The following is a 24,669-nucleotide window of genomic DNA, read 5'->3' as shown; positions in this document are numbered from 1 at the left end:
ATAGTGGATTCGTTTTTAAAAAACTAGAGAAACTATGATGAAATTTTTGAGAAAAAAACTTACATCACCATTCCGCCGTCAATATGAAGCGTTTGGCCTGTCATGTAACGGGCTCCCTCTGAAGCAAGGAACGTGACAACGCTGCTGACATCGCCAGGTTCGCCAAAGCGCGCGAGCGGAATTTGTTTCAGCATTTCGTCTTGAACGTCTTTTGAAAGCTTATCTGTCATATCAGTTGAGATAAATCCAGGCGCAATCGCATTTACCGTAATATTGCGGCTTGCGAGCTCCTTAGCAGAAGATTTTGTTAAACCGATCACACCGGCTTTTGCAGCCACGTAGTTGGCTTGTCCAGGATTTCCGCTGACGCCGACGATAGACGATACGTTAATAATCCGGCCTGAACGCTGTTTCATCATTTGTCTTGTAACAGCTTTCGTGCAGTTGAAAACACCCTTCAGGTTAATGTTAATGACATCATCCCATTCATCTTCTTTCATTCTCATGATGAGATTGTCTCTTGTAATTCCGGCATTATTAACAAGAATGTCAATCGTAGAAAAAACAGATAGCGTTTCTTTTATCATGTTTTGTACATCTTCGGGATTTGATACATCCGCTTTGACAGCAATTGCTTTTCTGCCCATTGATTTGATTTCATCTACGACTTCATTTGCTTTCGCTTCATTGCCGGAGTAGTTCACGACAACGTTTGCGCCGCTTTTTGCCAGGTCAAGGGCGATTGAGCGGCCGATTCCGCGGGATGCGCCAGTGACAATAGCTGTTTTGTCATTAAGCATTTTCATTCTCCTCCTTAAGCGTTTGAATTGCCAGCTCGATCGTTTCCGGATCTGATACAGCAATTGTTTTTAAGCGTCTGTTTACTTTTTTCACAAGGCCTGAAAGCACTTTTCCGGGACCGATTTCAATAAAAGTCGTCACACCCTCTGCAATCAGCTTGTTAATGCTTTCCTCAAAACGAACCGGAGAGTATAGCTGCTCAATGAGTTTCTCTTTGATGTCTGCCTTATCAGTCATAACATCAGCAGAAACATTTGAGATGACCGGAACGTCAGCGTCTTTTACTTCACAGGAGTCCAGTACTTCTTTCAGTTTTTCAGCAGCAGGCTTCATTAGTTCGGAATGGAACGGACCGCTTACTTCAAGCGGGATTGCGCGTTTTGCACCGTTCTCTTTTGCCTGTTCAGACGCAAGCTCTACCCCTTTAGCTGTTCCGGAAATAACGATTTGTCCGGGACAGTTGAGATTCGCAAGCTGTACAAGGTGGCCTTCCTCCGTGACTTTATCGGTTACTTGCTTTAATGCTTCAGCATCCATGCCGAGAACCGCAGCCATAGCTCCTTCGCCAGCCGGCACCGCTTCATTCATAAACTCGCCGCGTTTTCTGACGGTATAAACAGCATCTTTGAAAGACAGTGCGCCAGACGCAACCAGTGCGGAATATTCACCAAGGCTGTGTCCTGCTGTAAAATCAGGTGTAATGCCTGATTCTTTAAATTTCTCAAGAACAGCAATGCTTGTCGTCAGCAAGGCAGGCTGCGCATTGTATGTAAGTGTTAATTCTTCAGCATCACCTTCAAAAATCAGTGAGCTGAGTTTTGTTTCCAATGTTTCATCCGCTTCATCAAACAGACGTTTTGCAGCAGGCACCTGCTCATAAAGCTCTTTTCCCATGCCAATAAATTGTGATCCCTGACCCGGGAATAAAAATGCAATCTTACTCATGATGTAAAAACCTCCAGACTACTCATCTGTTTTTTCTTCTTTAACTTCTTTCTGAATGAGCGCAGCCACATTTTGGCTGACCATCTCTCTTGCTTGCCGAATCGCATGAAAAACAGCATTAGAATCTGAAGAGCCGTGCGCCTTGATCACAGGCGCTTTTAAGCCAAAAAGACTTGCTCCGCCATAATTCGAATACTCCATTTTCATTTTCATTTCTTTCAACTTTGGCTTCAGCACAGCTGCTGCAAGCTTTGATGTGAGATTAGACATCATTACTTCTCTCATCATTTTAAAAATAGATAACGCAGAGCCTTCCAGTGTTTTGAGTGTAACATTCCCGGTAAAGCCGTCTGTTACTACAACATCCGCCACATCATCTAAAAGGTCTCGCGCTTCCACATTTCCGATAAAATTAATATTTGCTGTTTCTTTTAAAATTTGAAACGTCTGCTTCGTCAGTTCGTTTCCTTTTTTATCTTCTGTTCCGACATTTAAAAGCCCGACTCTCGGTGAAGTGACACCGCGCACTTGCTGAGAATAAACAGAACCCATGATGGCGTATTGAACGAGGTGCTCCGGTTTGGCATCGACATTGGCGCCAACATCAAGGAGAAGAAAACCGTCTCCTGAAACGGTCGGAAGTGTCGGGGCAAGCGCCGGGCGGTCAATTCCTTTAATTCTTCCGACAATAAACAGACCGGCTGTCATTAATGCACCGGTATTTCCTGCTGAAATGCAGGCGTCAGCTCTGTTTTCCGCAACTTCCTGCGCCATAAGGACCATAGATGAGTTCTTTTTTCTTCTCACGGCGCGGACCGGTTCATCCGTAGGCTCAATCACTTCATCTGCGTGCAGCACCGTGATGCGATCTGATGTTGTGGTTAAGTGTGATTCTATCGTTGTTTTGTCACCGACAAGTGTGATATGGAGATCATCAAATGCCTCTATCCCCTTTATAACTCCGTCAATAACAGCTTTGGGAGCGTGGTCTCCTCCCATTGCATCTACAGCTATTCTCATGCATGCTCCACCTTTATGAATGTTTTGAACGGTACATGTCAAAATGTCCAGAAAAAACAATTTCTTCGCCGACATAGCTGTTCACTTCGACGACCGTTCTTCCTTTTTCTTTTTCGACTGCCGTCACTTTCGCTTTCGCTACGACACGTTCACCCTGCTTTACCTGTCTTGTAAAGCGGATGTCTGCACTTGCAGTCAGCGCCAGCTCGTCATCAATGACTGCAACGGCCAAAGAATTCGCCTGCGCAAATAAATGGTGCCCTCTCGCAATCTGATTCCGGCTGAACACATGCTCCTGTTTTATTTCTAAAATGGATATCGCCTGATCATCCAGCTCAAGGTCAATAATTTCTCCGATAACTTCGTCCAGTGACAGAGATTTGACTTCATCTTCAAGCGTTTTCTCTGCCACATTCTTAATTCTTTCTCTCAGCTCCGGTATGGAAAGCTCTAAGCGGTCCAAACGTATCGTCTGGATGCTCACCCCAAATTTACCCGCTAATTCTTCGTCTGTAATAAAGGGGGTTATTTGAATCGTCTGCTGAAGTAATTCCTGGCGTTCTCTCTTATTTCTTCTCATATCTAAACACCATCCGGACAATTAAGACTAGGTACTAATAGTAGTATATAATTTCATAGATTGGAATGCAACGATTGTTTCTGACTGAACACCAAAAACTTCTGGTGCTCAGCTCAATTTTTCCCCGTCCATTACGCCGCTCTTCAGCAAATGCTCTCTCAGCGCACCGTATTCCGGCTCCTTCCAGAACGCGTCAGAAGCCACAAGATTCGAAGCATCCTGCCTTGCTGTTTCAAGCGCTCTGTAATCATGAACCATGTCCGCCACCTTGAATTCAGGCATACCGCTTTGTTTTTTCCCGAAGAAATCCCCGGGGCCTCTAAGTTCAAGGTCCTTTTCAGATAGCTCGAAGCCGTCATTGGTCTCGGACATGATTCTCATCCGTTCTTTTCCTGTTTCTGATTTAGGGTCGGCCATCAGAATGCAGAAAGATTGATGCTCCCCCCGTCCGACACGTCCGCGCAGCTGGTGAAGCTGTGACAGCCCGAAACGGTCGGCATCATAAATCACCATAATGGTTGCATTCGGAACATTCACGCCAACCTCAACAACAGTGGTTGATACGAGAATTTGACAGTGATTCGCGCTGAATTCTCTCATGACCTGATCTTTTTCATCAGAATGCAGCTTTCCGTGCATAAGACCGACGTTCCATTTCCCCCGGAAAATGTCAGAAAGCATATTGTACACGTCAATGGCGTTTTGCACATCAAGCTTGTCTGATTCTTCAATCAGCGGGCAGATGATATAAGCCTGCCTGCCCTGCTTTAATTCTTTTTCGACGAATGCCAAAATACGGTCCAGCATGTCATGCTTTACCCAATAGGTTTCGATTTGTTTTCGTCCCGCCGGCATTTCATCAATGACAGATACATCCATTTCACCGAACACTGTAATGGCTAACGTTCTTGGGATTGGAGTGGCTGTCATAAAGAGAACATCGGGATCCTGCCCTTTGTTCCGAAGCTTTTTACGCTGCTCAACTCCAAATCTATGCTGTTCATCTGTAATAACGAGACTCAGCGCCTTAAACTCCACTTCATCTTGGATTAAAGCGTGGGTTCCTACAAGAATATCAATCTCTCCCGCCGCAAGGCGCTCAAGCAGTTCTTTTCGCCGCTTTCCTTTGACAGAGCTTGTCAAAAGGGCGACGCTGACATCCCACTTTTCAAATAGTGAAACGAGCGAATCAGCATGCTGTTCGGCCAGAATTTCTGTCGGCACCATGAGCGCTCCCTGGTATCCGGACAGAATCGCGGCATACAGCGCAATGGCGGCGACTGCCGTTTTTCCTGATCCTACGTCCCCTTGAAGAAGACGGTTCATTCTGTATGGAGAAGACATGTCTGATGTTATTTCGCGAAGCACGCGCGACTGGGCGTTTGTGAGGGGAAACGGGAGGCTTTTGATAAATCTCATGAGTTCTTCGTTTGAAAAACGCTGCCGTATCCCTTGAGTCTGCTCTCTTTCCGCCTTTCGGAACGCCTGCATTTTCAACTGAAACAACAAAAATTCTTCGTAAACAAACCGGCGTCTGGCAAGCTTTAACGCTTCTCTTGTTTCAGGCTGGTGCATTGCTTTTAACGCCTGTTGATAGTCCGGCAGCTTATAGCTTGTTCTTAGCTTTTCCGGAAGAGGATCCGGAAGTGAGTCTGCATATTGGGTCAGCGCCTGTTGAATAAAGCGTCTCATCATTTTGACGGTCACATTTTCTTTCACAGAATACACTGGTTCAATGCTTTTATCCTCTTGATGCGGCCCGTTTTTTAACTCCTGAACAGAGATGGTTTGGCGGTGCTTGTCCCATTTACCGGAGACCGTCACAACAGAGCCAAGCGAAAGCTTTTTCTTCAAATAAGGCCGGTTAAAACATACGGCTGTGATTAAATAGTGGCCGACAAGAAGCCTGAATGTCAGCCGGTTTCGTTTCTTTCCGTAATAGGTAAGAGAAGGCTCTGAATGAACCTTCCCTTCGACGGTAACTCTTTCATCATGCTTCACTTCTTCTAAATCCCTCAGCTCGTAGTCATCATAGCGATAAGGGAAATAATTCAGAAGATCAGAAATGTCATAAATACCGAGTTCATTCAATGTTTTTTCTGTTTCCGGCCCAATACCCTTAATGTTAGCTATACTAGTTTGCTGATGTTGTTTCACGTGAACCTAGCGCTCCTCCGAAAATTTTTTTCTCTAATTCTCTTCCAGTCGGTGTTGCTGCTAAACCGCCCTGTCCTGTTTCTCTAAGTGCAGTGGGCATCGTTTGGCCAATTTTATACATTGCATCGATAACCTCATCACATGGGATGCGGCTTGTAATGCCTGCCAATGCCATATCAGCAGCAATCATCGCATTTGACGCGCCCATTGCATTCCGTTTCACGCAAGGCACTTCAACAAGCCCCGCAACAGGGTCGCACACAAGGCCAAGCATATTTTTTAATGTAATGGCCATGGCCTCTGCGCTTTGTTCGGGCGTTCCGCCTGCCATTTCAACAATCGCCGCAGCTGCCATGCCTGAGGCTGATCCAACCTCTGCCTGACATCCCCCGGCGGCGCCGGAAATACTTGCGTTATTAGCCACAACAAATCCGAAAGCACCGGCCGTAAATAAAAAGCGGATCATTTGTTCTCTTGTTGGGTTCAGCTTTTCTTTTACAGCAAATAACGTGCCTGGCACCACACCAGCAGAACCTGCAGTCGGTGTCGCGCAGATCGTTCCCATAGCTGCATTTACTTCATTTGTTGCAACAGCTTTCGATACCGCATCTAAAATCAGCGGTCCAGACAGGCTTTTTCCTGATTGAATATAGGCCTGCAATTTAACGGCATCCCCGCCTGTTAAGCCCGTTTGGCTCGTAACTCCCTCGAGTCCTTTCTGAACCGCCGCTTCCATAACAGTCAGATTGTGATCCATCTGCTGAAAAATCTCTTCTTTTGTTTTTTCTGTTACTTCCATCTCTTGTGCGATCATTACCTCAGAGATGGATATTTGCTTTTCTTTAGTAATCTCAATTAATTCCTTTACATTACGAAACATAACTGGCTCCTCCTGACCTTTCTCTAGTCAGCAATCTTTGTCACTTGAATAATATTCGGCAGCTTCGACAGCTCGTCGAGAATGTGGTCGTCAATATTTTGATCGACTTCTATTGTCATCAGCGCAAGCTGGCCGATATCTTTGCGGGCTACTTCCATATGGCCTACGTTGATTGAAAATTTCGCCAAAACATTGGCAACACCGGCAATCGTGCCAAACTTGTCATTATGAACAACCAATATGGCCGGATGATTTCCTGAAAGCCGGAGTTCAAAACCATTTAATTCTGTGATTTCAATCTTTCCTCCGCCAATTGAAATACCCGTCAGCTCAAGCTCTCCCTTTTCATCAGAAATGGTGATTTTGGCTGTGTTCGGATGGACCGGGACAGCATCTTCAACCCGAAACTCTATATCAATTCCTTTATCTTCTGCAATTTTTATAGCGGTTTTAATTCGTTCGTCGAATGTATCAAAATCAAGCAATCCGCCGATAATCGCGACATCTGTGCCGTGGCCCTTATACGTTTCCGCAAAAGAGCCGTAAAAGGATACGACGATGCTCTCAGGCTCTCTGCCAAATAAACTTCTGGCCACTCTCCCAATTCTCGCCGCTCCCGCTGTATGCGAGCTGGACGGACCGATCATAACCGGGCCGATAATATCAAAAACGCTTCTGTATTTCATGCTATTCCTCCTTATGAACAAGAGCTTATAAGCGCTTTGCTTCTAGACTAATTGATCACATATAAAATGGCAAGCGGGCGCGTTACAGCGCTGCCGCACTTAAAAGCAGACATAAGAATAGAAGGGCGAATCGCCCTTCTATTCTACAGAAACTATATACGAATACAGCGGCTGTTTTCCGTTGTGGATCTCAACCTCAATCTCCTCGTACTTTTCACTAAGAAACGCTTCAAGCTCCTCCGCTTCTTCCTGAGACGCATCCTCACCATATAGGATGGTGACAATTTCGTCGTCTTCTCCGATCATTTCTGACATCAGCATTTTCGCGGCTGACAGCTGATCTTCAGCAGTGCCGATAATCGTTCCATTCAGAATTCCCATAAAGTCGCCTTTTTTAATATCTTTGCCGTCAATATGAGTGTCTCTGACTGAGTACGTCACCTGCCCGCTTTTTACTTGCTGAATGGCGCTGAGCATATTGGCTTCGTTCGCTTCAGTTTCTTGATCCGGATTAAATGCCAGCAGGGCTGACATCCCTTGCGGAACCGTTTTGGCAGGAATGACAAAAACCTGTTCACCCATTACGCTGGCCGCTTGATTAGCAGCCATGATGATGTTTGAGTTATTCGGTAGGATAAACACCGTTTCTGCATTTACAGATTTCACGGCCTCGACAATATCCTCAGTGCTCGGGTTCATGGTCTGCCCGCCTTCAATCACAACAGAAGCGCCGATGCTTTTGAATAAGTCAGAAATGCCTTCTCCCATCGCTACAGTCACAATGCCATACGGCTGCTTTGCCGGCGGTTTTTCGTTCTCAGCAGGCTTGCTTTCTTGGCTGATGATGGAGGTATGCTGTTCTCTCATATTTTCTATTTTAATTTTGATCAATTCACCGTAATGCTGGGCATAGTTTAATACATTTCCCGGCTCTTCCGCATGAATATGAACCTTTGCCAGCGATTCATCCGCAATGACTAACAGAGAATCACCGAACTGGCTTAGGTCTTGTCTGAACGTGCCTTCGTCGAATTCTCGTTTTGTCTGATCGAGCCTAACCATCACTTCGGTACAAAAACCAAATTCAATATCTTCGGTATTCATCATGCTTTGCGCGCTCTTGTGATGCTCTGCGCTGACCATGTCGTCAAGTGACGGAAGAACTGCTTTCTGAGGCACAATTTCACCTTTTAATGAAGCAAGAAAACCTTCATACACACAAAGCAGGCCTTTGCCGCCGCTGTCGACGACTCCTACTTCCTTCAGGACAGGGAGCAATTCAGGGGTCCTGTTTAAAGACGCCTCTGCTTCACCTGTCACAGCAGTCATCAGCGCTGTGATATCGGTTTCTTTTTCTGCCAGAGCCACCGCTTTTTTCGCAGCGTCTTTTGCAACTGTTAAAATGGTGCCTTCTACAGGTTTCATGACAGCTTTATACGCCATATCAACACCTGCTTGCAGTGCTTGTGCAAACTCTAACGCATTAATTTCTTTTTTCGTTTCAATGCTTTTACTGAAGCCGCGGAACAATTGGGACAGGATAACTCCTGAATTTCCGCGTGCTCCCATGAGCAGTCCTTTAGATAACGCGGAGCCCACCTTACCGATATCATCCGTATCCATTTGCTCCACTTCTCTTGCTCCGGAAGTCATCGACAGGTTCATGTTTGTTCCCGTATCGCCGTCCGGCACTGGAAACACGTTCAGCGCATCAACCGCACTCGCGTTTTGAGACAGATTCTGCGCTCCCGCAAGAATCATCTCGGCAAAGGTTCTGCCGTCTAATGTTCTGATAGACAATCCTACTCCTCCTAACTACGGGTTCGTCACTCGTACGCCTTGGACATAAATATTGACAGAGTCCACTGCCAGTCCGATGGTTTGATTTACTGTGTACTTTACTTTTGTTTGGACATTATGTGCCACTTCAGAAATTTTCGTGCCATAGCTGACAATGATATACATGTCAATATGTATCTGTTCTCCTTCTTGGCGAACTTGGACACCCCTGCTGAAATTCTCTTTCCGAAGGATTTCAGTCAGTCCGTCTTTAATCTGGTTTTTAGAGGCCATGCCGACAATGCCGTAACAGTCAATCGCCGCGCCTCCTGCAACCATCGCAATGACTTCATTAGATATATCAATCTGCCCGTACTTCGTTCTTAATTCAATGGACACACTAGTTCCTCCTTCGAATGCATAGAGTTACAGCTATTCTACTATATGGTTTCCATTATGAAAAGAAAAGACCCGGGTATTGCTGCCCGTCCCTCTACATATACTATAGCGCCGCTGTTTCTGCAAGATGTCAAGTGAATTTTCTTGAAAGATGATGAAACAATAGTTGCAAACGTTTTTTAGCTGTGGTAAATTATTTAAAGTATCCATATCGAAAGCATCTAAGATCATATGAATGTTTAAAAGTAGATGTTTTGTGCAAGTGAGGAGGGAAACAAATGGCACGTAAATGCGTTATCACAGGTAAAAAAACAACAGCTGGGAATAACCGTTCTCACGCAATGAACGCTTCTAAGCGCACTTGGGGCGCGAATCTTCAAAAGGTTCGTATCCTTGTGAACGGAAAACCTAAAAAAGTATATGTATCTGCTCGAGCTTTGAAATCCGGTAAAGTTGAGCGTGTATAACAAAATGAACGCCTGCCCCGATATGTGGCAGGCGTTTTTATGTGGTGAAAGAGGGCTTTGAACCCCTGGGCATTAATCTTTTCTAAATGAGCCCAGCATCGCCCGGACAATTCCTCCTAAAAACTTCGGCAATTTAATGGTGTAAAATTTCATTTTTGTCCCCTCCTATAACGTCCCGTAACCGCCTGTTCATTGATTTCAGCAAATGAATGAAAGCACATGCTAATCCGTGCTTCTTATCATTATTAATATGCCTTTTGTAAACGAAAAAGTACCTCGTGAATGAATGAGTTCGTTACTAATACATAGTGTTGAACCGAGCGTAATATGACACTTATTTAGCGGATATTTAAAACCGTCCAGGGTCAGCTCATGTATTTCTTCGGAAAACGGTATGAAGGAGATATATCGCTTGTTTTCATCCTTCTCAATATCATATTCACCGGGAGGGAACATTTGAATATGATTTTGTTTGTCTATCAGCCTAATTTTTATATTTGTTTTTACACCTCTGTACAGAAGCTGGATGTTTCCTAAAAAATGATCAGCTCTGCCGCCTGTAATGCCGAAAATCTGAATGATATCCGGCTGCTTTTCCAGCGCCCAGTCAAGGGCGAGGTCTAAATCTGTTTGATCTTTTTCTGCTTGATACACATGGAGTGCGGGAGCGGCTTTTTCAATTCGGCGGCGTTCTTGCTCTGTTATGCTGTCAAAATCTCCAAAGGCTTCATCAGGAATGATCCCGGCATCTAAAAGAGTGACCGTGCCTTTGTCGACACCGATCCAGAGGATGTGTTCAGCCGTATAGCCGGTTAGATCGGGAATGAGATCATTAGGGCCTCCCGCAACGATATTGATTGTTTTCATCTCTGATTCCTTTCTCTGCATACAGGAAAAAGAGCTTAGGCTCAGTATGCCCAGCTCTTTTTTGATTTGCTTATTTGCTTCCTCTGATTTCAGAAATCGCTTTTTTGCGGTCAGGCTGGCCATAAACAGCTGAGCCGGCAACGAGTAAATTTGCGCCCGCTTCAATGACTAGCGGAGCGGTTTCTTTGTTGACGCCGCCGTCTACTTCAATTAACAGATCTTTTTTTCCTCTTTCATCGGCCATTCGCTTAACCTCTTTTATTTTAGGAAGGACTGAATGAATAAATTTCTGCCCGCCAAATCCCGGGTTCACCGTCATTAAAAGAACAAGATCAAGATCGTCAAAAACATGCTCGATGACTTGAACAGGCGTATGCGGGTTCAGAACAACACCGGCCTTCACGCCATGCTCTTTAATGAGCTGGATGGTGCGGTGCAGGTGCGGACATGCCTCAGCATGCACAGACAGGATATCTGCGCCCGCTTTCGCGAAATCCGTGATATAACGATCCGGCTCCTCTATCATTAAATGAACATCAAGCGGCAGATCTGTTACCGGCCGGACAGCTTCTACAATCAGCGGACCGATCGTGATATTCGGGACAAAATGGCCGTCCATGACATCAATATGAATACAATCGGCTCCGCCCTTTTCTACATCTTTAATCTCATTGCCTAAAGCGGCAAAATCAGCGGAAAGAATAGATGGTGCAACCTTTATCATTATGCTAATACCTCGGCTTTCTGTCTTTAATCTCCGTCATAAATTCAACATAATGGTTATAGCGGTACTGCTTTAATTCCCCGTCTTCAACAGCTTGTTTCACCGCACATTTCGGCTCTTTTAAATGCAGACAGCCTCTAAATTTGCACGAAGAGCTTTTTTCTCTAATATCAGGGAAGGTATAGCCCAGCTCTTCTTCCTCAATGTCTGTGAATTCAAGCGAACTGAATCCCGGAGTATCCGCAACCAAGCCTCCGGACGTGTGAATCAGCTCCACGTGACGGGTTGTGTGTTTCCCGCGGCCCAAATGCTCGGAAATCTCGTTTGTTCTCAAACCGAGCTCCGGACTGATCGCGTTGAGAAGCGAGGATTTTCCAACACCGGACTGACCGGCAAACACCGTTGTTTTGTCCTTAAAATGCGGGATGATGTCCGTTAAACTGCCTTGGTCTTTAGAGGAGGTGAGGTACACGTCATAACCAATTTTCCGATAGTCTTCTGCATAGGCTTGAATCACACCTCGTGAATCTTGATCTTCAATCAGATCCATTTTTGTAATGCATATAATCGGCTGAATATCATTGGCCTCAACAAGAACCAAGAAGCGGTCGAGCAATGCCGTGCTGAAAGAAGGCTGAACCGCTGAGAATACAAGGACCGCTTGATCAACGTTGCAAATTGGCGGCCTGATAAGCTCATTGGTTCTTTCTTTAATTTCTAACAGATATCCCTCTTTATCATTTTCAGCCTGATACACAACGTAATCGCCGACGAGAGGGGTAATTTTGTTCTTTCTGAAAATGCCTCTTCCTCTGCATTGTATCACTTTATCTGAATCCTCTGATTCATCCAGTACATAGTAAAAGCCGCTTAGCGCCTTAATAATTTTGCCCTCAGGCATATTTTCCCTCCTTGTTATTCATCTTTTGGATACTCAATGGTTTTGTAGCTGACGACTTTATTGTTTACCATCACTTGATAATACCCTTTTTGGCCGGGTTCAATCTTTAGTTCGATCGTCCGTTCAGTCGGCTCTTTTATCTTAAATTCTTCATAAGTGTCAGAGATGCTGTGATCCGCATCGTCAATCGCGATTTGCACTTCAAGCTCGTCACCTTCATTTTCTGGCTCGTAGGGGATCTTGACCTTTTCTTTCACTGTTTTCGCAGGTTTTTTCTCAGGTCCGAGAGAGAATGTCACTTCAACTTCGTTTCCCGGCTTTACTGCCGTTCCTGCTGCTGGTTTTTGTTTAACAACCTGTCCTTCTGGAACGTCATCCGAGTATGCTTCTTTTTCTATCAGCTTCAGCCCGTTGTCTTCCAGATATCCAGACGCTGCTTCTTTACTGTAAGTTTTCAAGTCTCTAAGCGTAATGTCTTCGGGTCCGATACTGACTGTGAGCTTGACTTGATCTTCACTCGGCACAAGCTCAGTCCCTGCTGACGGATTCTGGTCAATGACAGTGCCCGCGTTTTTCTCGTCATTCACTTCACTCACCGTTACATGTTTAAACCCCTGGTCCTTTAACGCTTTTTTTGCCTGATCGACCGTTTGGCCTGTCACATCACCGATCTCCGTTTTTGCTTTTCCGGTGCTCTTATAAAGAGTGACCGTTGCTCCTTCTTTGACTGTGGAATCCGCTTTAGGATCCGTTTTTACCATCAGGCCCTCGTCAATTTTCTCATCCGAGATTTCCAAAACCTCGGAATCAACCTGCAAACCTTCTTTTTCCAAAAGGCCTGCCGCCTTTTCGTATTCCATTCCGGAGACATCAGGTATTTTGACATCTTTAGGCATAAAAAGCGATGGGAAAACAGTGACAGCGAGAATTCCAGCCGTGATGAAAACGATGCATATCGTGAGCAAAACCCACGGCCACTTTTTTCTTTTGCCGTTTTTCTTTGTTTTATTCTCTTGGGCGGATGTCAATTCAGCTTCTTTTTCGCCAGCAGCTTTAGCGAGCTCTTCATCTTTAATGATAGGAATCGCTTTTGTCATTTCTTCATCTTCTTGAATGGTAAATCTCTTTTCATTGAGTCTGTCGGCGTCAAAAGCTGTTTGTATGTCTGCTTCCATGTCTTCAGCCGTTTCGTAGCGATGAAAAGGATCTTTGGCAGTTGCCTTTAGTATGATGTTTTCAACGCTTTGGGGTACTGACGGATTCCACCTTCTCGCCGAAGGAGTTTCCGCCTGAAGATGCTTTAAGGCGATGCTGACTGCCGATTCTCCATCAAACGGGATACGGCCGGTTAAAAGCTCAAATAAAACGATTCCAAGCGCATAAATATCCGATTTTTTTGTCGCCAAACCGCCCCGCGCCTGTTCAGGTGATAAGTAATGGACTGAGCCCAGGACAGAATTGGTATGGGTGATTGTGGTCGAACTCAGTGCCGTCGCAATTCCGAAATCCGTCACTTTGATATTTCCCATGTGGTCAATCAAAATGTTATGCGGCTTAATGTCTCTGTGAACAATCTGATTTTGGTGGGCATGAGCGATGGCTGAGACAATTTGCTCCATAATGTTCAGCGCTTCTTTAGGGTGAAGCGGCCCGTTTGCTGTTATGTATTCTTTGAGCGTCATGCCCTCAACGTATTCCATGACAATATAATAAATATCGCCTTCCTCGCCCAAATCGTAAATGCTGACAATATTCGGGTGATCAAGGCTTGATGCGGATTGGGCTTCTCTGCGGAAACGCCTGATAAACTCATTGTCATTCGCATAGTCAAACCGAAGGATTTTGATTGCGACTTCACGGTCTAGAATGATATCCTCAGCTAAATACACGTTGGCCATTCCCCCGCCGCCTATAACGCGGAGAATTTGGTAACGCCCGCTGATCCGCTTGCCGATTAGCACTGATCTTCACCCTCTTCAACATGTAAAGCAAGCTCAAGCAAAACTGCTGTAATGTTGTCTTCCCCGCCATTCTGATTGGCTTTGTCCACAAGCAGGTTTACTTTTTCCTGAGGAGCTGAATCGCTTTGCAGGATGTCTTTTAATTCAGTGCCTTCCACTTTATTCGTCAGTCCGTCAGAGCATAGAAGCAGTTTGTCCCCGGCTTCAATGTCAAAGGAACGTGTATCAATGCTGACTGACTGGTCTGTTCCAAGTGCCTTCGTCAACACATTTTTTCGCGGATGATGTTCGGCGTCTTCTCTGGAGATCTCTCCAGTGCGAACCAGTTCATTTACAAGCGAATGATCTTCTGTCACTTGAATGAAATCATCGTCCTGGAGCAAATAGCATCTGCTGTCACCTATATGGGCAACAGAAACCGTTTTCCCTGTAAAAAGCGCACATACAATCGTCGTCCCCATACCTTGGCATTCTTCGTGGGCCTGGGCGTGATCGTATATTTTGCTGTTTACCGCAAGAATCTGTTCAATAAGCCACTCTTCACATTCCGAGGGCGCAACTGGAATCGTTTCTGCCTCATTCCATTTTTCCCCCATGGCTTTCACAGCCATCTTGCTTGCAACATCTCCAGCAAGATGGCCGCCCATGCCATCAGCGACAACCGCTAATACAAATTCATCTTTCCCCTTGAATATTCCCGCATCATCTTCATTATGCTGGCGGATTTTCCCTGTATCTGTTTTTAAGGCTGTTAACAACCCTCATCACCTCGTCTCGTCTTGACGCTCCTTCGCGCGAAGCTGACCGCAGGCTGCGTCAATGTCATGTCCTTGCTCTCTTCGGATTGTGACATTTACTCCGCGGGATTTCAGCGTTTTCTCAAAAGCAAAAATCTGATCACGTGGTGTACGCACATAGTCCCGTTCAGGCACGTAGTTTACCGGAATCAAGTTTACGTGGCATTTGACTCCTTCCAGCAAGTCGGCAAGTTCTTCAGCGTGCTCGACCTGGTCGTTTACGCCGCCGAACAGCCCGTATTCAAAGCTGATACGGCGTCCCGTTTTATTAATATAATATTTAACGGCTTCCATTAAATCAGGCAGTTTATACGCTCTGTTAATCGGCATCAAACGGCTTCTGATTTCTGTATTCGGCGCGTGCAGAGAAATTGCAAAGTTAATCTGCATTTTCTGATCAGCGAATTCGTAAATTTTCGGGATGATGCCGCTTGTAGAAACCGTAATATGACGAGCACCAATATTCAGGCCCTTGTCATGGTTAATGATTTTCAAGAAAGCAAGCATTTCATTAAAGTTATCAAAAGGTTCACCAATTCCCATGATCACCACAGAGCTGACACGTTCATCCGTTTCATCCAGAGCCTTTTGAACTTTGAGTACTTGAGCGACAATTTCACCCGCTTCAAGGTTTCGTTTCAAACCTCCGAGTGTTGACGCGCAGAACGTACAGCCAATACGGCAGCCGACTTGTGTCGTTACACATACAGAATTGCCATACTCGTGTCTCATTAAAACGGTTTCGATTGTATAACCGTCATGCAGCTCGAACAAAAACTTCATCGTACCGTCTTGAGAGGTTTGTTTAACAGCCGTTTTCAGCGTCGTCATCTCAAAATGAGCGCTTAATTTCTCACGCAGATCCTTTGACAAGTTTGTCATTTCTTCAAAAGAAGACACGCGTTTTTCATATAGCCATTCAAAGATCTGTGCCGCGCGGAACGGTTTCTCTCCGTTGTCTGTCAGCCATTGTTTGATTTCATCTAATTCAAAAGAATAAATAGACGGGCGCTCTGTCCGCAATTCTTTTCTTACTTTTGTTTTTTTAAGTTCAGCCATTACTTATCCCTTCTTTCTCATGCTGCAAATAAAGAAACCATCTGTTCCGAAATAATGAGGAAGGATTTGCACCCTTCCATCCCGAACAAAGGGTCTCGCCTTTTCGGGCAGCCGCTTTTCAAGAGACAAATCGGGTTCAAAATCAGGATGTTCTTGTATAAACGCATGTATTACTTCTTCATTTTCTGTCCGGTCCATTGTACACGTACTGTAGACAAGAGTGCCACCTTTTTTTACTAATGGTGCGATTTCCCTCAAGATCGACAGCTGGATTTCAGCAAGCCGCGCGCTGTCATCAGGCTTTTTCGTGTATTTCATGTCCGGCTTTCTTCGGATGACACCAAAACCTGAGCACGGGGCATCGACCAATATCCGGTCAAACTGTCCATTTTCAAACGTTTCGCCTGCTTTTCTCGCATCCATCGTTTTCGCGTCAATGATTGTAAGTCCAAGCCGATCTGCAGCTTCTTTGATCAGCTTCACTTTATGCTTGTGAAGATCAAGTGATGTAACGCTTCCCTTGTTCTCCATTAATTCTCCGATATGAGCCGACTTTCCTCCAGGCGCGGCACACGCGTCAAGCACCGTTTCACCGGGCTTAGGATCAAGGGCGCGGGCGACGAGCATGGAGCTCTCATCCTGAATGGAAACTTCACCGTTTTGGAAGAAATGAGTTCCAGCGATTGATCCCTTTAAGAGCTTCACAGCGTCTTCAGCCAGATCGCCTTTTTCAACTTCGATTCCCTCAGCAGCCATTTGATTAAGCAAATCCGCTCTGTCTGTTTTCATTTGATTGACCCGCAGTGTCTGCTTCGGCGGAATGAGGTGGATGCGGCAAATCTTTTCAGCCGCATCAAATCCATATGCATCCGCCCACTCTTTCACAAGCCATTCCGGATGGCTTGTCTCTGTCGCCAGCCGGCGGACAGGATCTTCGATAGCGTCAAAGGATGGAACACCTTCGCGCTGAATGGAACGAAGCACGCCGTTGACAAATGATGCAATGCCCTTGTGTCCGCGGATTTTAGCTATCTCGACCGCTTCATGGATAGCCGCCCTCTCTGGAATCTTCTCCAAATACTCCATTTGATACAGGGACAGGCGAAGAAGCTGAATCACCCACGGCTTTACTTTTTGAGGCTTATTAATAAACGGTTTGAGCATATAATCGAGCGCGATCTTGTTTTGCAATGTACCGTAGACAAGTTCAGTCAAAAGCCCTCTGTCCTGATCACTCAGTTCATTTGATTTAATGACCGATTTCAGGAGCAGATTGCTGTATGCCTGGTTTTGTTCCAGTTTGATCAGCGCCTCTAGGGCGATATCACGAACATTATTTTTTTTCATTTTTTACTCCTAACATATCGCCGGCCTCAGCATGAGCGCCGCGCACAAAGTCCTCGCCTTTCATGCGTTTTTTGCCGGCCGGCTGAAGTTCGGTTAATAACAGGGCCGTATCGTTACCTGTGGCAACGATAATCCCTTCCTTTTCAACCGAAACGACTGTGCCGGGCTCAGCTTTTGTTTGTGCGGGTGTTTTTTTCGACGCCCACACTTTCAAGTTTTGTCCATTAAGAGTCGTATAGGCAACAGGCCAAGGGTTTAAGCCGCGGACTTGGTTGTAAAGCTCTTCACCTGTTCTAGACCAATCGATCAGCTCTTGCTCTCTTTTGATATTAGGCGCGTATGTCGCTTTCTCTTCATCCTGCTTTTCAGGTGATATGCTGCCGGCAATGACGTTTGGAACTGTTTCAGACAATAGCTTCGCGCCAGCTACGCTTAATTTATCGTGCAGCGTTCCGACATTATCGGTTTCTTCAATGTCCACTTCCACTTTTGAGATCATATCGCCGGCATCCAATTTTTCTACCATATACATAATGGTAACACCGGTTTTTTTCTTTCCCTGCAGAATGGAATAATGGATCGGAGCCCCCCCGCGCAGTTCCGGTAAAAGTGACGCGTGAACGTTAATGCAGCCGTATTTCGGGCTGTCGAGAAGCTCCTTAGGCAAAATTTGTCCGAATGCTGCCGTTACAATAAGGTCAGGCTTTAATGCCAGCACTTTCTCAATTTCTTCTTTCAATCTGACTTTTTCCGGCTGAAGAACCGGGATGCCGTGACGCAATGCCTCTTCCTTTACCGGAGGAGGTGTCAGCACTTTTTTTCTGCCCTTCGGACGGTCCGGCTGTGTGACGACCCCCACTACTTCATAACCATCCTCTATCAGGGTTCTTAAAACAGGAACTGAAAAATCCGGCGTCCCCATAAATACGATCCTCGTCATCAAATCATCCTTCCATATCCGCTAGTTCATCTTCTGTATAGTATTTGCTTATTTTAGATGTAAACAGCACACCGTCTAAGTGGTCCATTTCGTGCTGCACGGCTCTCGCTAAAAAGCCTCGCGCTTCAAGAATGAACGGTTTTCCCTGACGGTTAAGCGCACGCACTTTGACATAATCGGCACGTGTGACATCACCATAGACGCCAGGAAAGCTCAGGCATCCTTCAATTCCGGTTTGCTCACCGCTTTTTTCTAAAATCTCAGGATTAACGAGATCAATTCTGCCGCTGTCATCTCCGATATCTACGACAGCCACTCTTTTTAAAATGCCGATCTGCGGCGCTGCCAGTCCGACTCCATCCATTTCAAGCATGGTGTCGTACATATCATCAAGCAGCTTTTTTACCTTTTTATCAAAAACAGTCACGGTTTCCGCAGGTGTTTCCAACACCTCCGCAGGATGTGTGACAACCTTTTTTACTGCCAATTTGTTACCCTCCAAGACGTGAGATCTTACATCATCATATAAGGATTCATATCAATTGAAATCATTACATGCTTTTGTTCAATTTCGCGTTTATAATGTTCCAGTATCTTCTTCAACAAAGCGGATAACTGGGTTTCCTGTTTGTATTTTATCACGCATTGATAGCGATATCTATCTTTGATCCTGGCTATCGGTGACGCGCTTGGCCCGAGAATTTTCGTGTCAGCTCCGCAGTTTGCTTTCAAAAAGTGAGCGATTTTTTCAGCAGTAACAGCTGCTTTCGCCACTTCCTCATGAGAAACAGTCACAAGAGCCAAAAAGTAATAGGGCGGATAGGATTGCTCTCTCCTGTGCGCCATTTCGTGCTGATAGAACGTTTCATAATCGTGCGTCTTCGTCAGCTGGATGCTGTAATGGGACGGTGTGTACGTTTGAATGATGACATGGCCGGGCTTTTCATGCCTGCCTGCCCGGCCGCTGACTTGCGTTAACAGCTGAAATGTTTTTTCGGCCGATCTGAAATCAGGAATATGAAGTGTGGTATCGGCACTTAACACTCCGACAAGTGTGACATTCGGAAAATCAAGCCCTTTCGCGATCATTTGCGTTCCGAGAAGAATATCCGCTTTTCCTTCTCCGAAAGCTGACAATAATTTTTCATGGGCGCCTTTCCGCGATGTCGTGTCAACATCCATCCGAATCACTCTCGCATTTGGCAGAACTTTTGTCAGCTCTTCCTCCACCCGCTGTGTTCCCGTTCCGAAAAAACGAATATGCTCGCTTGTGCATTCGGGACAAGTATGCGGAACAGGCTCCTCATGTCCGCAATAATGGCATTTCAGCCTTTGGCCGTAACGATGGTACGTCATGGAAATGTCGCAGTGCGGGCATTGCGGGACATATCCGCAATCCCTGCACATCACAAAGGAAGAATAGCCCCTTTTATTTAAAAACAGCACGGCCTGCTCACCCTTGGCAATCGTTTCTTCAAGCTTTTCCATCAATTCAACTGAAAACATCGAGCGATTGCCGTTTCTGAGCTCCTCTCTCATATCGACAAGGGAAACCTCAGGCATCACCTGGCGGTTAACGCGATGCTTCAGCGAAAGAAGCTCGTACACACCCTTTTGCGCCCGTGCATATGACTCTAATGTTGGGGTAGCACTGCCTAACACAACAGGACAGCTGTGATGCTCAGCCCGCTTGATTGCCACCTCTTTCGCATGATAGCGCGGCATTTCTTCTTGTTTATAAGAGGATTCATGCTCTTCATCGATGATAATCATGCCGAGATTTTCAAATGGAGCAAAAATAGCTGATCTGGCGCCGACGACAAGCCGCACTTCCTTCCGGTGGATTTTGCGCCACTCGTCATATTTTTCCCCTGTGGATAATCCGCTGTGCATGACTGCAACCTGAGAGCCGAAACGGCCCTTGAAGCGATTGACCATCTGCGGCGTCAGCGAGATTTCCGGTACGAGGACGATGGCTTCTTTTCCTTTCGCCAGTACTTTTTCAATCGATTGCAGATAAATTTCTGTTTTTCCGCTTCCTGTCACGCCGTGAAGAAGGAACACTTTATGCTCATCGTTGTCCAAGGTCTGACGTATTGGTTCAAAGGCAGCGCTCTGTTCGTCTGTCAGCGGGAGCGGTTCTGTTTTTTTGAACATTTTGTTCTGATAGGGATCTCTGTAAACCTCTTCATAGCTTTCCTTCAAAAGCCCCTTTTGGATCAGGGTTTTGATGGTCGCAGAGCTCGCATCCGTTTTGTTGCACAATTCCGCCGCAGGGATTTTCACCCCTTCCGGCTCAGCGATGAAAAAGTGAAGAATTGCCTGCTGCTTTGCTGCTTGACGGGATAATCCCTCAGCCTGCTTGGCAAGCTCTTCTTTACTCGCATTTGCCTGAATGTGCCTGACCATTTTTTTATTGGCTTTTTGCGCGACTTTATACGTCACGTCAATGCTGCCTTTTTGAACATGCTTTTGAATCATTTTCAGCGTATCGTGATCGGGTATATCCGAATACAGCAGAGTCTTTGTTTCAGAAAACAGCCGTTCCACTTGAGGCGGAAGATCGGCGCCGTCTGCGATTTTTAATTCTTTTTCATATTTCGCCTTTAATGCAGCAGGCAGCATCGCTTGAAGCGCCGTTATTTTAAAAGACAGCGTTTTGTCGGACAGCCATGATGACAGATTCATAAGCTCCTCTGTCAAAACAGGTGTAAGATCTAATAAATCCTCTACTTTCTTGACAGACTTCCCCGAGAGATCAGATGCTTCTTTGACAGCTGTCACAAATCCTTGAATTTTACGGGGGCCAAACGGAACAATGACCCGCATGCCCGTTTTGATCATGCCCTTGAGATGGTCTGGGATTTTGTAATCAAAAGGCCTGTCTATATTTTTGGTGCTGACATCAACGATGACTTCAGCAAAATTCATGGGCGCTCTCCGGTTTGTGTTAAGAGGGCTGCGATCTCCTGAAGGATTTCAAAAGAAACATCGAGCTTAGACATCATCGGCAGCTCGCGTTTGCGCCCGTCTTTGAAGAAGATTGTCACGATATTCGTATCAGCACCAAAACCAGCCCCATTTGCTTTCACATCATTTGCCACAATCATATCAAGATTTTTGGCGGTGAGCTTTTTACGGGCATAGTGTTCAACGTCTTGTGTTTCAGCGGCAAATCCGACCAATAGCTGCTCCTGCTTTTTCTCGCCCAATTCTTTCAAAATATCAACCGTTCTTTTCAATTCAAGGGTCATCCCGCCGTCTTGTTTTTTCATTTTATGGTCAAACACTGTTTTCGGCGTAAAATCGGCTACTGCAGCTGTTTTGATGACAATATCGCTTGCGTCATACACAGAGAGCACCGCTTCGCGCATATCCGCAGCCGATTGAACAGGGATAAACTGAGAAAGGCCTTTCGGCTGATCCAGCGAAACAGGGCCAGAGATTAAGGTTACCTGTGCGCCGAGCTGGACAGCAGCCTCCGCTAATGCATATCCCATTTTGCCCGTTGATTTATTGGTGAAAAATCGGACAGGATCAACCGCTTCCCTTGTCGGACCAGCTGTAATGACCACACGTTTGCCCTCCAAAGGAGCGATTTTTTCGTCAGCAAAATGCTTTTCGGCTAGCTTCACGATATTTTCAGGCTCTTCCAATCTGCCTTTTCCTACATAACCGCATGCTAAATAGCCCTCGCTCGGCTCAATAAAACGAAAACCATCCTGATAAAGAACTGAAATATTTCGTTTGACTGCCGGGTGGTCGTACATGTGAACGTTCATCGCCGGCGCGATCCAAACGGGAGCCGTTGCTGCTAACAATGTTGTCGTCAGCATATCATCAGCAATGCCGTTTGCCAGTTTTCCAATCACATTAGCCGTAGCCGGCGCCACGATAACCAAGTCGGCCCAGTCTGCGGCATCAATATGAGAAATGACGCTTGGATTTTGTTCTTTAAATGTATCTGTATAGACTTCATGGCGGCTCAATGCCTGAAATGTCAGCGGTGAGACGAACCGACATGCTGATTCAGTCATAATCACTTTGACATTTGCACCTGCCTGAACCAGCTTGCTCGTTAACGCACAGGCTTTATAAACAGCGATGCCTCCGCTCACGCAAAGTAACACATTTCGATTGTTAAGCAATGACTTCTCCCCCTCTGCACTTTACAAAAACCGCACGGAAAAAAATAACAACCTACATGATATAGGTTGCTACTTGTGCTACTATTCGCGGTCTTCCTTTTCAAACGAAAGCAGGCCTGCATCAATTTCTTCTAAAGCTTTGCCTACATATTTGTGTGAAATCGTATGTTCAATCATTTGGTCTTTTTTGATCTGCATTTCTCGGGCACGTCTCGCAGAAACAGTCACGAGCGTGTATTTGGAATCTAATTTATTCATTAAAGAATCAATTGACGGATCTAACATTGGTTATTCAACCTCCAGCATTTTCTTATATCTTGGCGCAACGCGCTCGCGCTTCAAATGTTCAGCGAGAACGATTGCTTTGATTTTATCGCAAGCCGTTTCGACATTATCGTTTTCAACGACATAATCATAAGCATCCATCATTTCGATCTCAGCTTTTGCGGCTTTCATTCGATTTTCAATCAGAGCGTCTGTTTCCGTTCCTCTTGTCACGATTCTGTTCTTCAGTTCAGAAAGGCTTGGAGGCGCAAGGAAAATAAACAGGCCTTCCGGGAAAGCATTTCTCACTTGAAGAGCGCCTTGAACTTCGATTTCTAAAAAGACGTCTTTTCCTTCTTGAAGCGTCTGTTCAACATAATCGACAGGCGTGCCGTAGTAATTGCCGACATACTCTGCCCATTCAAGCAGCTTGTTGTCTGCAATCATTTGCTCGAATTCATCTCTCGTTTTGAAAAAATAATCGACTCCGTTCACTTCGCCCTCTCGCGGACTTCTTGTGGTTACTGAAATCGAATATTCAAATTTTGTGTCTTCCTGCGAAAAAATCGCTTGCCGAACCGTTCCTTTACCAACTCCTGAGGGACCTGAGAGAACGATTAATAACCCTCTTTCTTTCATGCGGCAATTATCCCTGCCCTTCATCCATAATTTCTTCTTTAACAGAAAGTCTGTGTGCAACTGTCTCAGGCTGGACGGCAGATAAGATAATGTGATCACTATCCATGACGACAACTGCACGGGTTCTTCGCCCGTATGTAGCGTCAATTAGCATTCCGCGGTCTCTTGCATCCTGGATCATTCGTTTGATTGGCGCAGACTCCGGGCTGACAATCGAAATCATCCGATTGGCGGAGATAATATTGCCAAATCCGATATTAATCAGTTTAATCGTCATCTTCTACGTTCCCCCTGTAAAATAGACGTCTCTAGTTTAGCCTAGTAAGACCGTCTGTAAACAATACGCACAGTCACTATTCTATATTTTGCACTTGTTCTTTTATTTTTTCAATAGAACTTTTCATTTCGACGACAAGCTTTGTGATCTGATGATCATTTGCTTTTGAGCCGATTGTATTTGCTTCCCGATTCAGCTCCTGAACGAGAAAGTCGAGTTTGCGCCCGACAGCTCCGCCTCCAGCTAATATATCACGAAACTGGGCGAAGTGGCTCTTCAGCCTGGTAATCTCTTCAGTGATATCAGAGCGGTCTGCAAAAATAGCGCATTCTGTTACAAGCCGGCTCTCGTCTAACACGTCTTCAGTCCATTCTTTTATTCTGGCGTACAGCCGTTCCCGGTAACGAGATACGACATCCGCTGCCAGCAATTCAGTCTCTTTCACCAGCTCTTCAAGCTGATCAATGTGCAGCAGGCAGTCTTTTGCTAAAAGCAGCCCCTCTTTTTCACGCATTTCACAGAGCCCTTTTACCGCTTCCTCTGCAGCAACGGTGATTAACGCCTCCAGCTTGTCATTTTGCGTCTGTTCTTCATGAATCTGAACGACATGGTCAAGCTTGAAGAAATCCATTACATCAGGCTCTGCAGACAATTGATACCGCTTCTTCATATCTCTCGCAGCTGCGACAAACTCATCGAGCAGCGGCCAATCAATTTCAAGCCTTTTCTCAACAAGCATATCGCTGTCAACGGATACGAAAAGTTCAATTCTTCCGCGATGGATATGCTGCAGAATGGTCTGTTTCAGCTTATCTTCAAAATATAGCAAAGGCCTTGGCAAACGAGCGTTCACTTCTTTAAATCTGTAGTTCACAGATTTAAGTTCAACGCTTACAGAGAGATCATCTTGTGTTTTGCTTGCACTGCCGAAGCCTGTCATACTTCGTATCATTTTAAAACACCCAATTCTTCCCTGTTCTATAATAAAAGGGCAATAGACATGCTATTACCCCTAAGATTATATCATATGA

The 24,669-nt window shown here is 45.5% G+C and carries 26 protein-coding genes; 1 reads left to right on the top strand and 25 read right to left on the bottom strand.

What is annotated here, in order from left to right; all coding sequences use genetic code 11:
- Window positions 1–59 precede the first annotated feature (59 nt).
- The 9 genes from fabG to LWH95_RS04545 all read right to left on the bottom strand — a co-directional run bounded on the left by fabG (window position 60) and on the right by LWH95_RS04545 (window position 9,247).
- Complete coding sequence (gene fabG / locus LWH95_RS04585; RefSeq protein WP_003238596.1) at window positions 60–800, bottom strand: 3-oxoacyl-[acyl-carrier-protein] reductase; 741 nt, start codon at window positions 798–800, stop codon at window positions 60–62.
- Entirely contained in the window at window positions 793–1,746 is a 954-nt protein-coding gene (gene fabD, locus LWH95_RS04580) for an ACP S-malonyltransferase (protein WP_232919057.1), read from the bottom strand. Before fabD ends, fabG begins: the two co-directional genes overlap by 8 nt.
- Before the next feature lie 18 nt (window positions 1,747–1,764).
- Window positions 1,765–2,766 (bottom strand): phosphate acyltransferase PlsX, encoded by a 1,002-nt coding sequence (gene plsX / locus LWH95_RS04575; RefSeq protein ID WP_232919056.1) that lies wholly within the window; start codon window positions 2,764–2,766, stop codon window positions 1,765–1,767.
- Window positions 2,767–2,779: 13 nt separating this feature from the next.
- Window positions 2,780–3,346 carry a transcription factor FapR gene (gene fapR / locus LWH95_RS04570; protein ID WP_003238599.1) on the bottom strand — a complete coding sequence of 189 codons (567 nt, stop codon included), beginning with the start codon at window positions 3,344–3,346 and terminating at the stop codon, window positions 2,780–2,782.
- A gap of 108 nt (window positions 3,347–3,454) precedes the next feature.
- Window positions 3,455–5,503 carry an ATP-dependent DNA helicase RecG gene (gene recG, locus LWH95_RS04565; protein WP_060398615.1) on the bottom strand — a complete coding sequence of 683 codons (2,049 nt, stop codon included), beginning with the start codon at window positions 5,501–5,503 and terminating at the stop codon, window positions 3,455–3,457.
- The gene (gene sdaAA / locus LWH95_RS04560) at window positions 5,481–6,383 is read right to left on the bottom strand and encodes an L-serine ammonia-lyase, iron-sulfur-dependent, subunit alpha (protein WP_003238601.1); all 903 of its coding nucleotides are present in this window, start codon (window positions 6,381–6,383) and stop codon (window positions 5,481–5,483) included. Before sdaAA ends, recG begins: the two co-directional genes overlap by 23 nt.
- 23 nt (window positions 6,384–6,406) lie before the next feature.
- A complete protein-coding gene (gene sdaAB / locus LWH95_RS04555) occupies window positions 6,407–7,069 on the bottom strand; it encodes an L-serine ammonia-lyase, iron-sulfur-dependent subunit beta (protein ID WP_232919055.1) in 663 nt (220 codons plus the stop codon).
- Between the two features lie 138 nt (window positions 7,070–7,207).
- Window positions 7,208–8,869 carry a DAK2 domain-containing protein gene (locus tag LWH95_RS04550; protein ID WP_232919054.1) on the bottom strand — a complete coding sequence of 554 codons (1,662 nt, stop codon included), beginning with the start codon at window positions 8,867–8,869 and terminating at the stop codon, window positions 7,208–7,210.
- A gap of 15 nt (window positions 8,870–8,884) precedes the next feature.
- Window positions 8,885–9,247: an Asp23/Gls24 family envelope stress response protein gene (locus tag LWH95_RS04545; protein WP_003238605.1), complete on the bottom strand. Its 363-nt coding sequence runs from the start codon at window positions 9,245–9,247 to the stop codon at window positions 8,885–8,887.
- Window positions 9,248–9,525: 278 nt separating this feature from the next.
- Between LWH95_RS04545 and rpmB the strand changes: the two genes are divergently transcribed.
- Window positions 9,526–9,714, top strand: a complete 189-nt coding sequence (rpmB, locus tag LWH95_RS04540; protein WP_003221548.1) for a 50S ribosomal protein L28 — start codon at window positions 9,526–9,528, stop codon at window positions 9,712–9,714.
- Between the two features lie 72 nt (window positions 9,715–9,786).
- Here the strand turns inward: rpmB and spoVM are convergent, their stop codons facing one another.
- The 16 genes from spoVM to LWH95_RS04460 form a co-directional block, all read right to left on the bottom strand.
- Window positions 9,787–9,867: a stage V sporulation protein SpoVM gene (gene spoVM / locus LWH95_RS04535; RefSeq protein ID WP_003221545.1), complete on the bottom strand. Its 81-nt coding sequence runs from the start codon at window positions 9,865–9,867 to the stop codon at window positions 9,787–9,789.
- 69 nt (window positions 9,868–9,936) lie between these two features.
- Window positions 9,937–10,581, bottom strand: coding sequence for a thiamine diphosphokinase (locus tag LWH95_RS04530; protein ID WP_133488192.1), 645 nt, complete (start codon window positions 10,579–10,581; stop codon window positions 9,937–9,939).
- A 70-nt stretch (window positions 10,582–10,651) separates the two neighbouring features.
- Window positions 10,652–11,305 carry a ribulose-phosphate 3-epimerase gene (gene rpe / locus LWH95_RS04525; protein ID WP_060398613.1) on the bottom strand — a complete coding sequence of 218 codons (654 nt, stop codon included), beginning with the start codon at window positions 11,303–11,305 and terminating at the stop codon, window positions 10,652–10,654.
- Between the two features lie 4 nt (window positions 11,306–11,309).
- Window positions 11,310–12,206 (bottom strand): ribosome small subunit-dependent GTPase A, encoded by an 897-nt coding sequence (gene rsgA / locus LWH95_RS04520; protein WP_232919053.1) that lies wholly within the window; start codon window positions 12,204–12,206, stop codon window positions 11,310–11,312.
- Window positions 12,207–12,220: 14 nt separating this feature from the next.
- Window positions 12,221–14,167, bottom strand: a complete 1,947-nt coding sequence (gene prkC, locus LWH95_RS04515; RefSeq protein WP_232919052.1) for a serine/threonine protein kinase PrkC — start codon at window positions 14,165–14,167, stop codon at window positions 12,221–12,223.
- On the bottom strand, window positions 14,161–14,925 hold the full coding sequence (gene prpC / locus LWH95_RS04510; protein WP_003238611.1) for a protein-serine/threonine phosphatase PrpC: 765 nt from the start codon (window positions 14,923–14,925) through the stop codon (window positions 14,161–14,163). The genes prkC and prpC overlap by 7 nt, the downstream gene beginning before the upstream one ends.
- A gap of 6 nt (window positions 14,926–14,931) precedes the next feature.
- Window positions 14,932–16,023, bottom strand: a complete 1,092-nt coding sequence (gene rlmN, locus LWH95_RS04505; RefSeq protein WP_003238612.1) for a 23S rRNA (adenine(2503)-C(2))-methyltransferase RlmN — start codon at window positions 16,021–16,023, stop codon at window positions 14,932–14,934.
- Between the two features lie 3 nt (window positions 16,024–16,026).
- A complete protein-coding gene (gene rsmB / locus LWH95_RS04500) occupies window positions 16,027–17,370 on the bottom strand; it encodes a 16S rRNA (cytosine(967)-C(5))-methyltransferase RsmB (protein ID WP_133487490.1) in 1,344 nt (447 codons plus the stop codon).
- Complete coding sequence (gene fmt / locus LWH95_RS04495) at window positions 17,357–18,310, bottom strand: methionyl-tRNA formyltransferase (protein ID WP_133487492.1); 954 nt, start codon at window positions 18,308–18,310, stop codon at window positions 17,357–17,359. Before fmt ends, rsmB begins: the two co-directional genes overlap by 14 nt.
- 4 nt (window positions 18,311–18,314) lie before the next feature.
- Entirely contained in the window at window positions 18,315–18,797 is a 483-nt protein-coding gene (def, locus tag LWH95_RS04490) for a peptide deformylase (RefSeq protein WP_060398608.1), read from the bottom strand.
- A gap of 26 nt (window positions 18,798–18,823) precedes the next feature.
- Window positions 18,824–21,241 (bottom strand): primosomal protein N', encoded by a 2,418-nt coding sequence (gene priA / locus LWH95_RS04485; RefSeq protein ID WP_232919051.1) that lies wholly within the window; start codon window positions 21,239–21,241, stop codon window positions 18,824–18,826.
- Window positions 21,238–22,458 (bottom strand): bifunctional phosphopantothenoylcysteine decarboxylase/phosphopantothenate--cysteine ligase CoaBC, encoded by a 1,221-nt coding sequence (gene coaBC, locus LWH95_RS04480; RefSeq protein WP_019258367.1) that lies wholly within the window; start codon window positions 22,456–22,458, stop codon window positions 21,238–21,240. Before coaBC ends, priA begins: the two co-directional genes overlap by 4 nt.
- 81 nt (window positions 22,459–22,539) lie before the next feature.
- Window positions 22,540–22,743, bottom strand: a complete 204-nt coding sequence (rpoZ, locus tag LWH95_RS04475; RefSeq protein ID WP_003221520.1) for a DNA-directed RNA polymerase subunit omega — start codon at window positions 22,741–22,743, stop codon at window positions 22,540–22,542.
- 3 nt (window positions 22,744–22,746) lie between these two features.
- Window positions 22,747–23,361: a guanylate kinase gene (gene gmk, locus LWH95_RS04470; protein ID WP_003238626.1), complete on the bottom strand. Its 615-nt coding sequence runs from the start codon at window positions 23,359–23,361 to the stop codon at window positions 22,747–22,749.
- 7 nt (window positions 23,362–23,368) lie between these two features.
- On the bottom strand, window positions 23,369–23,638 hold the full coding sequence (gene remA, locus LWH95_RS04465) for an extracellular matrix/biofilm regulator RemA (protein WP_003154355.1): 270 nt from the start codon (window positions 23,636–23,638) through the stop codon (window positions 23,369–23,371).
- Window positions 23,639–23,714: 76 nt separating this feature from the next.
- Complete coding sequence (locus tag LWH95_RS04460) at window positions 23,715–24,590, bottom strand: YicC/YloC family endoribonuclease (protein WP_232919050.1); 876 nt, start codon at window positions 24,588–24,590, stop codon at window positions 23,715–23,717.
- Window positions 24,591–24,669: the final 79 nt, after the last annotated feature.

The sequence above is a fragment of the Bacillus sp. G16 genome (assembly GCF_021282335.1).
Classification (GTDB): Bacteria; Bacillota; Bacilli; order Bacillales; family Bacillaceae; genus Bacillus; species Bacillus inaquosorum.
The sequence above is the reverse complement of the archived record's forward strand: the minus strand, read 5'-3'. Positions and strand labels throughout refer to the sequence as shown.